This window comes from Streptomyces flavovariabilis (assembly GCF_000725785.1).
Classification (GTDB): domain Bacteria; phylum Actinomycetota; class Actinomycetes; order Streptomycetales; family Streptomycetaceae; genus Streptomyces; species Streptomyces hawaiiensis.
Genome location: NZ_JNXD01000023.1, coordinates 31,040 through 43,630, shown reverse-complemented (window position 1 = coordinate 43,630; position 12,591 = coordinate 31,040). Strand labels below are relative to the sequence as shown.

The window sequence follows — 12,591 nt, the reverse complement described above, 5'->3', positions numbered from 1 at the left end:
GGAGACTTACGTGGCCATCCGCGTCCTACTGGTCGACGACCAGCCCCTGCTGCGTACCGGCTTCCGGATGATCCTGGAGGCCGAGCAGGACCTCGCGGTCGTCGGCGAGGCCGGAGACGGCCTCCAGGCGCTCGACCAGGTGCGGGCCCTGCAGCCCGACGTGGTCCTGATGGACATCCGCATGCCGCGGATGGACGGTGTGGAGGCGACCCGGCAGATCACCGGACCCGGGCGGGACGGCCCGGCGAAGGTGCTGGTGCTGACCACCTTCGATCTCGACGAGTACGTGGTCGAGGCACTGCGGGCCGGGGCCAGCGGGTTCCTGCTCAAGGACGCGCCCGCCAACGAGCTCGTGCAGGCCATCCGGGTGGTCGCCTCCGGCGAGGCGATGCTCGCGCCGAGCATCACGCGCCGGCTGCTCGACAAGTACGCCACGCATCTGCCGTCGGGTGAGGAGCCGGTGCCGGACACCCTGCACACGCTCACCGACCGTGAGGTGGAGGTGCTGAAGCTGGTGGCGCGGGGGCTCTCCAACGCGGAGATCGCCGCCGACCTGTTCGTCAGCGAGACCACCGTCAAGACGCACGTCGGGCACGTGCTCACCAAGCTGGGCCTGCGCGACCGCGTGCAGGCGGCGGTGTACGCGTACGAGAGCGGGCTGGTGCGCCCCGGCGCGCAGTAGCGGCCGCGGTCCGGTACGTGAGAGGGCGCCCCCCGCCGAGCGGGAGGCGCCCTTCTTCACGTCAGTGCGTCAGGCGTCCTTGCTGAGCTCCCAGAAGCGGAAGACCGTCGAGGCGTCGAGGCAGTACTCCAGGCCGTAGACGCCGTCGCGGACGACCGCGTACTGCTTGGCCTGCCACACCGGCAGGACGGGGAGTTCGTCGGCGACGATGTCCTGCAGCTCCCCGAACTCCTTGTCGGTGCCGGCCCGGTTGGTGAGGGCGGCGGTGCGCGGGATGAGCGAGCCGGTGATCGTGCCGTTGTCGTAGTTGTTGTTCAGCACGTTGCCCTTGCCGAAGAAGGGGCCGGTGAAGTTGTCGGCGTCCGGGTAGTCCGGCACCCAGCCCTTCACGTACACGCCGTACTTGCCGGCGGCGATGTCCTTCTCGTACTGGCCGAAGGGCACGGACTTGACGTCGGCGTCGAACAGGCCGCTGGCGTTGAGCTGGCCGGCGATGGCGTTCAGCTCCTGGTCGGTCGCGGGGCCGTAGCGGGAAGGGGTCGACCAGAGGGTCAGCTTCACCTTGCCGTTGATGCCGTCCTCACGCAGCGCGGCCTGGGCCTTGGACCGGGAGGGGCGGGCGCCGTAGGTGTCGAAGAAGGCCGTGTTGTGGCCCGCGATACCGGCCGGGATGATGGAGTACAGCGGGGTCGCGGTGCCCTGGTAGACGTCCCTGATGAGCGCCTCGCGGTCGAGCAGGTGGGCCATGGCCTTGCGGACGCCGAGCTTTCCGGCGACCGGGTCGTCCATGTTGAACACCAGGTGCTGCACCTCGGCGCTGCTGCCCTCGACGACCTCGACGCCGGTGCCGTCGTCGGCCTTCTCCGTGTCCGCGATGTCGCCCGCGGTGAGCCCGCGGTAGGCGATGTCGACGTCCCCGTTCTGGATGGCCTGCTTCAGGGCCGTCTGGTCGCCGTCGAAGAACTTGAGCGTCACGCCGGTGTTGTTCACCTTGGCGGTGCCCTTGTAGTTCTCGTTGACGGAGAAGATTGCCTGCCCGTCGTCGAACGAGTCGAGCCGGTACGGGCCGGAGCCGACCGCCTTGCCGTCCTTGCGGAGCCCGTCGGCGTCGTACTGGGTGTGGTCGACGATGGAGCCGGCACCGGAGGCGATCTTGCTCGGGAAGGTGGCGTCGGCCGTGTTGAGGCGGAAGACGACCGTCTTCTCGTCCGGCGTCTCGACCTTGTCCAGCATGGGGAACATGATCGCGGGCCCGTCAGGGTCGTTGATCTTCAGCATGCGGTCGAAGGAGAACTTGACGTCCTCGGAGGTGAGCTCGTCACCGTTGCTGAACTTGAGTCCGTCCTTCAGCGTGCACTTGTAGACCGTGGTCTGCGTGTCGGTGAACGCGCACCTCTCGGCGGCCTCCGGCTGCGGTTCCGTGGCGCCCTTGGGAAAGCTGAGCAGGGACTGGAAGACGTTGTTGAACAACAGCCAGGAGCCGGGGTCGTAGCCGGAGGCGGGGTCCGTGGCCAGGACGTCGTCGGACATCCCCACCACCACGTTGGAGCCGTCCCCCGCGGCGTCTCCGCTCTCCGTGCCACAGCCGGTCAGCAGTCCGGAGGCGAGCCCCGCCACGATGGGCAGGACCGGCCACTGGTTGCGTATGTTCACGTGTGTGCCTTGTCGTCGGTTCTCGAGAACTCCCGGAGCATGTCCCCGGCTCCGGGGCACGGCTCCCCGGAGGCCGCGGTCACAGGCCCCGGGGAACCAGCGGGTCCGTCAGCCGCTCACGCCCCGCCCGAGCTCCCACAGCTGAAGCGTCGAGGCGGAGTTGAGCGCGTAGGCGGTACCCGTGATGTCATCGCGCGCGGCGACGTACTGCTTGCCCTGCCACAGTGGCAGCACCGGCACGTCACCTGCGACGATGTCCTGAATGTCCGTCAGGCTGGCGGAGGCGGACAGCCGGTCCGCCTCGCGGCGGGACTCCGGGATCAGGGTGTTGCGGATCTGGCTGTTGTCGTACGGCGAGCCGAGCGTGTTGTCCGCGTCGAGGAACGGCGCGAGGAAGTTGTCGGCGTCCGGGAAGTCCGGGAACCAGCCCATGCCGTAGACGTCGTACTCGCCCTTCTTCTCGGCCGGGCGGAACGTGTCCCACGGGGTGCCCTTGATGCCGACGTCGAACAGGCCGCTGGAGTTCAGCTGGTCGCGCAGGACCTCGAACTCCTTCTTGGTGGCCGGGCCGTAGTGGTCGGTCGTGTAGTGCAGCGTGAGCTTCACCGGGGTGGTGATGTTCGCCTGGTCGAGCAGGGAACGGGCCTTGGTGACGTTGGGCTCGCCGTACTTGTTGAAGAACGAGTTGGAGTGGCCGGTGACGGTGGCCGGGACCAGCGAGTACAGCGGCTCGGCCTGGGAGCCGTAGACCTTGGAGACCAGCGCGCTGCGGTTGACGACCTGGGCCATCGCCTGGCGCACGGCCTTGGACTTCACCGTCGGGGCGTCGGTGTTGAAGCCCAGGTAGCGGATCTCCAGGCCGGGCATCTCGACGAGGTCGACGTCGGTGTCCGCGTCGGCCGAGAGCTCACGGATCTGATCCGGCGACATGGTGCGGGTCATCAGGTCGATGTCACCCTTGTCCAGCGCCTTGCCCATGGCGTCGGCGTCCTTGTAGGAGACCATGTCGACCTTGTCGTTGTTCACCTCGAGGGTCCCCTTGTAGTCGGGGTTCTTGGTGAACTCGGCCTTGACCAGCTCGCCGTCCTCGACGTCGGCCTTCAGGGTGTACGGGCCGGAGCCCCCCAGCTCGAAGCCGTCGCGCAGCTTGTTCTTCGGGTAGTCGTCGGGGTCGACGATGCCGGCGACCGGGGTCGACAGCTTGTACGGGAAGGTCGCGTCGGCGGTCTTGAGGTGGAAGACGACCTCGCGGTCGCCCTGCGTCTCGACGGTGTCGATGGTGGACAGCAGCGCGAACACGCCGCTGTCGGCCTTGAGGGAGCGCGCGCGGTCGATGGAGTACTTCACATCGGCCGCGGTGACAGCGTTACCGTTGGCGAATGTCAGGCCGTCGCGCAGGGTGCAGGCGTAGCGCTCGTTGCCGGTGTCGGTGAAACCGCAGCGCTCGGCGGCCTCCGGTACCGGCTCGCCCTCGCCGCGGGGCTGGATCATCAGGGTCTGCACGGTCTGGCGCAGGATGTTCCAGGTGCCGACGTCGTAGGCGTACGCCGGGTCGAGGGGCGCGGGGGCGTCCTTCGAGGCGGTGAACCGGTCCGTGGTGCCGACGACGATCGCGCCGCTGCCGCCGCTCCCGCTGTCGGACCCGCCGCAGGCGGCGAGCACCGGCGCGAGCAGGCCGATCACGGCCGGCAGCACCAAAGTTCTGCGGTTCATGCTCGAGTTTCTCCAGAGCTGTCGACTCCGTGTATCCGGCATGCAGGGGTGGCGCAGCGGATCACGGGGGTGGGGCGATGTTCTCGCGACGAGATTAGTCCGGACCGGCAGGAGGGTTCGCAGCCACCGGAGTTGAGCACCCATCACGCTGCGGAACCGGGTGTGGACAGACCGAAAACCCGACAGCGGAAGCTTTGGTGCAGGGTTCCATCAATCGGGACACAAGGGCACGTCTACAGCTCCTCGGAGGGGTGGCGCAGCACATGCCGGATCGACTGTCGACCCCGGACCACGTGGGGAACGTCACACGCGTAAACGGGTGCGAAGGTACGGGAATTCGCGCATCCGGAGGGGTTCGAATTCGCCTTCGGAATTACCGCCCTAACGCCGCTGCACGCTGGGTGAACGCCTAGCGCATTTGTGTCATCAGCCCGTGCAGAAATGTCAGGTCGACCTCTTCGAGGGAGGTGACGACCGTGCGGCGCAGGGCCGGGGAGATGGGGGCCACGGAGGGCACGGCCACGACGTGGCAGCCCGCTGCCTCGGCGGCGGCGACCCCGGTCGCGGTGTCCTCGATGACGGCGCACCGGGCCGGGTCCACGCCGAGTCCGGCGGCGGCGGCGAGGTACGGGTCGGGGTGGGGCTTGGTGCGCGGCACCTCGTCACCGGCCACGGTGAGGCTGAAATGGTGGGCGCCCAGCGAGGTCAGCACCCGGTCGATGATGCGCCGGTGGGAGGCCGAGACCAGGGCGGTGGGGATCTCGTACTCGTACAGCTCGGCGAGCAGCCGTCCGGCGCCCGGCATCAGCGGCAGGGCGCGGCCGATGCGGTCTTCGAAGCCGTCGTTCAGGAGCTCGGTGAGTTCGTCGAGGGTGATGTCGGCACCGGTGGCCTCGATGAGGAATCCCGCGCTGCGGGTCATGGGGCCGCCGACCACGACATGCCGCCAGGACTCGTCGAGCGTGTGGCCGAGGGAGGCGAAGACCTCGGCCTCGACGTCCCACCAGAAGCCCTCCGTGTCCACCAGGGTGCCGTCCATGTCGAGGAGCACCCCCTGAAGGGCGGAGCCTTCGGCCGTGCGTGTTCCGAGCGCGGGGACCGTACTGGTCATCCACGTACCTCCTTGAGGGACGTTCAGGCCGGTTCCCACGAGGGGAACCGGCCTGCGGTGGACCGACCAGTCTACGTCGTGCGCGGCCGAAGCGCCTCTTCTGGCCTGTGTACCCGGTGGGGCCGCTCAGCGCGCGTTGAAGTACTTCGCCTCCGGGTGGTGGATCACGATGGCGTCCGTGGACTGCTCAGGGTGCAGCTGGAACTCCTCGGACAGCTGGACGCCGATGCGCTCCGGCTGGAGCAGGTCGGCGATCTTGGCGCGGTCCTCCAGGTTGGGGCAGGCGCCGTAGCCGAGGGAGAAGCGGGCGCCGCGGTACTTCAGCTCGAACATGCCCTGCATCTCGTCCGGGTCCTCGCCGGCGAAGCCGAGTTCGGAGCGCACGCGCGCGTGCCAGTACTCGGCGAGCGCCTCGGCCAACTGCACGGACAGCCCGTGCAGTTCGAGATAGTCCCGGTAGGCGTTGGCCTCGAACATCCGGGCCGTCTCCTCGCCGATGCGCGAGCCGACGGTGACGACCTGGAGGCCGACGACATCCGTCTCGCCGGACTCCTCCGGGCGGAAGTAGTCGGCCAGGCACAGGCGGCGGCCCCGGCGCTGGCGCGGGAAGGTGAAGCGGGTGCGTTCGTTGCCCTGCTCGTCGAGGATGATCAGGTCGTCGTCCTTGGAGACGCACGGGAAGTAGCCGTAGACCACGGCCGCCTCCAGCAGGTTCTCCGTCTGGAGCCGGTCCAGCAGTCCGCGCAGCCGGGGCCGGCCCTCGGTCTCGACGAGCTCCTCGTAGGACGGGCCCTCGCCGGTGCGGGCCTGCTTCAGGCCCCACTGGCCCTTGAAGAGGGCGCCCTCGTCGAGCCAGCTCGCGTACTCCTTGAGCTGGATGCCCTTGATCACGCGGGTGCCGCGGAAGGGCGGCTCGGGCACGGGGTTGTCGACGGCGACGTCGGAGCGGACGTGCCCCTCCTCGGGGCGCTCCTCCGTGACGGCCGAGGCCGCTGCCCTGACCCGGCGCTGCTTGAGCTCAGGCAGCTTCGCGCCGGGCACGCCCCGCTTGACGCCGATGAGGGCGTCCATCAGGCGCAGGCCCTCGAAGGCGTCGCGGGCGTAGCGGACCTCGCCCTCGTAGATCTCGTGCAGGTCCTGCTCGACGTAGGCCCGGGTGAGGGCGGCGCCGCCGAGGATGACCGGGAAGTTCGCCGCCAGCCCGCGCTGGTTGAGCTCCTCCAGGTTCTCCTTCATGATCACCGTGGACTTCACCAGGAGACCGGACATGCCGATGACGTCGGCCCTGTGCTCCTCGGCGGCTTCGAGGATCGCGGAGACCGGCTGCTTGATGCCGAGGTTGACGACGTTGTAGCCGTTGTTGGACAGGATGATGTCGACGAGGTTCTTGCCGATGTCGTGCACGTCGCCGCGCACGGTGGCGAGCACGATGGTGCCCTTGCCCGCCTCGTCGCCCTCGACCTTCTCCATGTGCGGTTCGAGGTGGGCGACGGCCGTCTTCATGACCTCGGCGGACTGCAGGACGAACGGCAGCTGCATCTGGCCGGAGCCGAACAGTTCGCCGACGACCTTCATGCCGTCCAGGAGGGTCTCGTTGACGATGTCGAGGGCGGGCCGCTCCTGGAGGGCCTCGTCGAGGTCGGCCTCCAGGCCGTTCTTCTCGCCGTCGATGATGCGCCGCTTGAGGCGCTCGTCCAGCGGCAGGGCGGCCAGTTCCTCGGCCTTGCCGGCCTTGAGGGACTTGGCGGTGGCCCCCTCGAACAGCTGCATGAGCTTCTGCAGCGGGTCGTAGCCCTCGGCGCGGCGGTCGTGGATGAGGTCCAGGGCCGTCTGGACCTCCTCCTCGCTGAAGCGGGCGATCGGCAGGATCTTCGACGCGTGCACGATCGCCGAGTCCAGGCCGGCCTTGACGCACTCGTCGAGGAAGACGGAGTTCAGCAGGATGCGGGCGGCCGGGTTGAGGCCGAAGGAGATGTTGGACAGGCCCAGCGTGGTCTGCACCTTCGGGTGGCGCCGCTTCAGCTCCCGGATGCCCTCGATGGTGGCGATGCCGTCCTTGCGGGACTCCTCCTGGCCGGTGCAGATGGTGAAGGTCAGGCAGTCGACGAGGATGTCCTCCTCGTGGATGCCCCAGTTGCCGGTCAGGTCGTCGATGAGCCGTTCGGCGATCTCGACCTTCTTCTCGGCGGTGCGGGCCTGGCCCTCCTCGTCGATGGTCAGCGCGATGAGGGCGGCGCCGTGCTCCCGGGCGAGCGCGGTGACCTTGGCGAAGCGGGACTCGGGGCCGTCGCCGTCCTCGTAGTTCACCGAGTTGATCACCGCGCGGCCGCCGAGCTTCTCCAGGCCGGCCCGGATGACGTCGACCTCGGTGGAGTCCAGCACGATGGGCAGGGTGGAGGCGGTGGCGAAGCGGCCGGCCAGCTCCTCCATGTCGGCGACGCCGTCGCGGCCAACGTAGTCCACGCACAGGTCGAGCATGTGCGCGCCCTCGCGGATCTGGTCGCGGGCCATCTCCACGCAGTCGTCCCAGCGGCCGTCCAGCATGGCCTCGCGGAACTTCTTCGAGCCGTTGGCGTTGGTGCGCTCGCCGATGGCCAGGTAGGAGGTGTCCTGCCGGAACGGCACCGACTGGTACAGGGAGGCCGCGCCCGGCTCGGGCTGCGGGCTGCGCTCGGGCGGGGTGACGTCGCGGACCCGCTCCACCAGCTGACGCAGGTGCTCGGGGGTGGTGCCGCAGCAGCCGCCGACGAGGGAGAGGCCGTAGTCGCGGACGAAGTTCTGCTGCGCGTCGGCCAGGCCCTCCGGGTCGAGCGGGAAGTGCGCTCCGTCCTTGGTCAGGATCGGCAGGCCGGCGTTCGGCATGCACAGCAGCGGGATGCGCGAGTGGCGCGCCAGATGGCGCAGGTGCTCGCTCATCTCGGCCGGGCCGGTGGAGCAGTTCAGGCCGATCATGTCGATGCCGAGCGGCTCCAGCGCGGTGAGCGCGGCACCGATCTCGGAGCCGAGCAGCATGGTGCCGGTGGTCTCGAAGGCCATGGAGACCAGCAGGGGCACGTCGGCGCCGGTGGCCTCCATGGCGCGGCGGGCACCGAGGACGGACGCCTTGGTCTGGAGGAGGTCCTGGGTCGTCTCCACGAGCAGCGCGTCCGCACCGCCGGCGAGCAGGCCCTCGGCGTTGGCCTGGTAGCCGTCGCGGATCGTGGCGTAGGTGACGTGGCCGAGCGTGGGCAGCTTGGTGCCGGGACCGACCGAGCCGAGCACCCAGCGCGGGCGGTCGTCCCGGGCGGCGTACTCGTCGGCCACCTCGCGGGCGATCCGCGCACCCGCCTCGGACAGCTCGTGCACCCGGTCGGCGATCTCGTACTCGGCGGCGGCGGTGTGGTTGGCGCCGAAGGTGTTGGTCTCCACGCAGTCCACACCCACCGCGAAGTAGGCGTCATGGACCGAACGGACGATGTCCGGCCGCGTCAGGTTGAGGATCTCGTTGCAGCCCTCGAGATTCTCGAAGTCCTCGAGCGTGGGGTCCTGCGCCTGGAGCATGGTGCCCATGGCTCCGTCGGCCACGACCACGCGGGTGGCCAGGGCCTCTCGGAGCGCGGACGCACGGGTCCGGCTGTCTGCGGAAGGGGTCGGCGGCAACGAGGCCATGAAAAGGGCTCCCTCGGATGCGACGGCTGTCGGCTTTGCGGTTCCCGGACAGCCGGAGGGCATCCGGGAAGGGCGCACCGCGCCAGCGTAACCGGGAGGGGGCTCGGATGGGCACCGCGTCCACTGGCCGGACTTCGACGGCACCGGTACGCCCGCTCGATGGTGCCGGTACGGCGTGCGGGTGACGCATCGGTCACCGGCGGCGCAACAAAAGACGACCGGCCATTAGCGAGAGGTCGGCAACGACCGGTAGTGTTCGGCATTGCCGAACGAGGGCTGCCGGCCCGGCTCGTCGGCGGTCTTAGGGGACGGAGGCAGTACGGCGATGGCACGGAACATCCAGTCGCTCGAACGGGCGGCCGCGATGCTGCGGCTGCTCGCGGGCGGCGAGCGGCGGCTCGGCCTGTCGGACATCGCCTCGTCGCTGGGCCTGGCCAAGGGCACCGCCCACGGCATCCTGCGCACCCTTCAGCAGGAGGGCTTCGTGGAGCAGGACGACGCCTCCGGGCGCTACCAGCTGGGCGCGGAGCTGCTGCGTCTGGGCACCACCTACCTCGATGTGCACGAGCTGCGGGCCCGCGCCCTGGTGTGGACCGACGACCTGGCGCGTTCCAGCGGCGAGAGCGTCTATCTGGGGGTCCTGCACCAGCAGGGCGTGCTGATCGTGCACCACGTCTTCCGGCCCGACGACAGCCGGCAGGTCCTGGAGATCGGGGCCATGCAGCCGCTGCACTCCACGGCCCTGGGCAAGGTGCTGTCCGCCTACGACCCGGTGGCGCACAGCGAGGCGCTGGAGGCCGACCGCAAGGCGTTCACCGACCGGACGGTGTGCGAGCCGGAGGGCTTCGAGCACATCCTCGACGTGACCCGCGCGCGCGGGTACGCGGCGGACGTGGAGGAGACCTGGGAGGGCGTCGCCTCGCTCGCGGCGCCCATCCACGACCGAAGGCGCATGCCGGTGGGCGCGGTCGGCATCACCGGGGCCGTGGAGCGGCTGTGCCGGTCCGGCGAAGAGGGAGCGCTGCGGCCCGAGCTGATCGCGGCGGTCCGGGACTGCGCCCGCGCGGTCTCCCGGGACCTGGGCGCCGGGCGGTTCTGAGAGCACACCACCGGACCGGGGCGCCGTGCGGCGTTCCGGCCCCCGGCATGTCCACGCTCACCTGCGGCGAAGATCCATCAGTCCGGCTCGATCAGTAACGATCGTGTTTTCGACAACAGAGCTCTTGACGTGCTCGTAACGCCGAAGCAAGACTCCCGTCCATCGGTCGACATTGTCGAACAGCTACCGGCAATACGCGTTAGAGTGTGACAACGCCAGGCCGGTATCGCACTTCACCCCTGGACGAAGGACAAAGGAGTCGCGGGTGTCCAGCTCCGACATCTTCATCGGCGAGACCATCGGTACCGCCATACTCATCCTGCTCGGCGGCGGCGTCTGCGCCGCCGTGACGCTCAAGGCTTCCAAGGCCCGCAACGCCGGCTGGCTCGCCATCACCTTCGGGTGGGGCTTCGCGGTGCTCACGGCCGTCTACACCTCGGCGCCGCTGTCCGGTGCCCATCTGAACCCGGCCGTCACCCTCGCGCTCGCGATCAAGGACGGCGACTGGAAGAACGTCCCGGTCTACTGGGCCGGACAGATCCTCGGCGCCATGATCGGCGCGGCCCTGGTCTGGATCGCCTACTACGGCCAGTTCCACGCCCACCTCACCGACCGCGAGATCGTCGGCGGTCCCGGTGCGCAGGACACCACGGCCAAGGCCGTCGAGGCCCAGGAGAAGGGCGCCGGCCCCGTGCTGGGCGTCTTCTCCACCGGCCCCGAGGTCCGGGTCGCCTGGCAGAACGTCGCCACGGAGATCATCGGCACCATCGTGCTGGTGCTCGCCGTGCTCACGCAGGGCCTGAACGACAAGGGCAACGGTCTGGGCACCCTGGGCGCCCTGATCACCGCGCTCGTCGTGGTCTCCATCGGCCTGTCCCTCGGCGGCCCGACGGGGTACGCGATCAACCCGGCCCGTGACCTCGGTCCGCGTATCGTGCACGCCCTGCTGCCGCTGCCCAACAAGGGCGGCTCCGACTGGGGCTACGCCTGGGTCCCCGTGGTGGGTCCGCTGATCGGCGGCGCCATCGCGGCAGGCATATACAACGTCGCATTCGCCTAGGAGCGATCCTCGCCCCCGAAGCGAAACTTCCAGCACGCGCCGTACGTAAAGCCCCTTAAACCCGGAATTACCAGGAGCACACTGTGACCGACGCGCACACCGCCGGCCCCTTCATCGCCGCCATCGACCAGGGCACCACCTCCAGCCGCTGCATCGTCTTCGACCGGGACGGCCGGATCGTCTCCGTCGACCAGAAGGAGCACGAGCAGATCTTCCCGAAGCCGGGCTGGGTCGAGCACAACGCCAACGAGATCTGGACCAACGTCCAGGAGGTCGTCGCCGGGGCCATCCAGAAGGCCGGCATCACCCGCGACGACATCAAGGCCATCGGCATCACCAACCAGCGCGAGACGACCGTGCTGTGGGACAAGAACACCGGTGAGCCCGTCCACAACGCCATCGTCTGGCAGGACACCCGCACCGACGCCCTCTGCCGCGACCTCGGGCGCAACGTCGGCCAGGACCGCTTCCGCCGCGAGACGGGCCTGCCGCTGGCCTCCTACTTCGCCGGCCCCAAGGCCCGCTGGCTGCTCGACAACGTCGACGGCCTCAAGGAGCGCGCCGAGGCGGGCGACATCCTCTTCGGCACCATGGACAGCTGGGTCATCTGGAACCTGACCGGTGGTGCCGACGGCGGCAAGCACGTCACGGACGTCACCAACGCCTCGCGCACGATGCTCATGAACCTGCACACCATGCAGTGGGACGACAAGATCTGCGATTCCATCGGCGTCCCGAAGCAGATCCTGCCCGAGATCCGCTCCTCCGCCGAGGTCTACGGCGAGATCACCGGCGGCAAGCTGGGCGACCTGCTCGGCGGGATCCCGGTCGCCTCCGCGCTCGGCGACCAGCAGGCGGCCCTGTTCGGCCAGACCTGTTTCGCCGAGGGCGAGACCAAGTCGACCTACGGCACCGGCACCTTCATGGTGATGAACACCGGCGACAAGATCATCAACTCCTACAGCGGCCTGCTGACCACCGTCGGCTACAAGATCGGCGACCAGAAGACGGTCTACGCCCTGGAGGGCTCGATCGCGGTCACCGGTTCGCTGGTGCAGTGGATGCGCGACCAGATGGGCCTGATCTCCACCGCCGCGGAGATCGAGACCCTCGCCCTGTCGGTCGAGGACAACGGCGGCGCCTACTTCGTGCCGGCCTTCTCCGGCCTGTTCGCCCCGTACTGGCGCTCCGACGCCCGCGGTGTGATCGCCGGCCTGACCCGGTACGTCACCAAGGCGCACCTCGCGCGTGCGGTCCTGGAGGCGACCGCCTGGCAGACGCGGGAGATCGCCGACGCCATGACGAAGGACTCCGGCGTCGAGCTGGCCGCCCTGAAGGTCGACGGCGGCATGACCTCCAACAACCTGCTGATGCAGACCCTCGCCGACTTCGTGGACGCCCCCGTGGTGCGCCCGATGGTCGCCGAGACCACCTGCCTCGGCGCGGCCTACGCCGCCGGTCTCGCCGTCGGCTTCTGGAACAGCACCGACGACCTGCGCGCCAACTGGCGCCGGGCCGCCGAGTGGACCCCCCGCATGGACGCGGAGACCCGCGCCCGTGAGTACAAGAGCTGGCTCAAGGCCGTCGAGCGGACCATGGGCTGGCTCGAGGACGAGGAGTAAGAA

General features: G+C 69.3%; 8 protein-coding genes. 4 read left to right on the top strand and 4 right to left on the bottom strand.

The window, feature by feature from the left end; genetic code table 11:
- Nucleotides 1-10 precede the first annotated feature (10 nt).
- On the top strand, nt 11-682 hold the full coding sequence (locus tag IO24_RS0132275; protein WP_030038367.1) for a response regulator: 672 nt from the start codon (nt 11-13) through the stop codon (nt 680-682).
- Nucleotides 683-751: 69 nt separating this feature from the next.
- Here the strand turns inward: IO24_RS0132275 and IO24_RS0132270 are convergent, their stop codons facing one another.
- The 4 genes from IO24_RS0132270 to metH all read right to left on the bottom strand — a co-directional run bounded on the left by IO24_RS0132270 (nt 752) and on the right by metH (nt 8,807).
- The gene (locus tag IO24_RS0132270; protein ID WP_031141904.1) at nt 752-2,335 is read right to left on the bottom strand and encodes an ABC transporter substrate-binding protein; all 1,584 of its coding nucleotides are present in this window, start codon (nt 2,333-2,335) and stop codon (nt 752-754) included.
- Between the two features lie 108 nt (nt 2,336-2,443).
- Nucleotides 2,444-4,048, bottom strand: coding sequence for an ABC transporter substrate-binding protein (locus tag IO24_RS0132265; RefSeq protein ID WP_031141902.1), 1,605 nt, complete (start codon nt 4,046-4,048; stop codon nt 2,444-2,446).
- Nucleotides 4,049-4,457: 409 nt separating this feature from the next.
- Nucleotides 4,458-5,159, bottom strand: a complete 702-nt coding sequence (locus IO24_RS0132260) for an HAD family hydrolase (RefSeq protein WP_031141900.1) — start codon at nt 5,157-5,159, stop codon at nt 4,458-4,460.
- A gap of 126 nt (nt 5,160-5,285) precedes the next feature.
- Nucleotides 5,286-8,807, bottom strand: a complete 3,522-nt coding sequence (gene metH / locus IO24_RS0132255) for a methionine synthase (RefSeq protein ID WP_031141898.1) — start codon at nt 8,805-8,807, stop codon at nt 5,286-5,288.
- A 325-nt stretch (nt 8,808-9,132) separates the two neighbouring features.
- Between metH and IO24_RS0132250 the strand changes: the two genes are divergently transcribed.
- From IO24_RS0132250 to glpK, 3 genes are all read left to right on the top strand, one after another.
- Nucleotides 9,133-9,906: an IclR family transcriptional regulator gene (locus tag IO24_RS0132250; RefSeq protein ID WP_031141896.1), complete on the top strand. Its 774-nt coding sequence runs from the start codon at nt 9,133-9,135 to the stop codon at nt 9,904-9,906.
- A 265-nt stretch (nt 9,907-10,171) separates the two neighbouring features.
- The gene (locus tag IO24_RS0132245) at nt 10,172-10,966 is read left to right on the top strand and encodes an MIP/aquaporin family protein (protein WP_031141893.1); all 795 of its coding nucleotides are present in this window, start codon (nt 10,172-10,174) and stop codon (nt 10,964-10,966) included.
- A gap of 83 nt (nt 10,967-11,049) precedes the next feature.
- Entirely contained in the window at nt 11,050-12,588 is a 1,539-nt protein-coding gene (glpK, locus tag IO24_RS0132240) for a glycerol kinase GlpK (RefSeq protein WP_031141891.1), read from the top strand.
- Nucleotides 12,589-12,591: the final 3 nt, after the last annotated feature.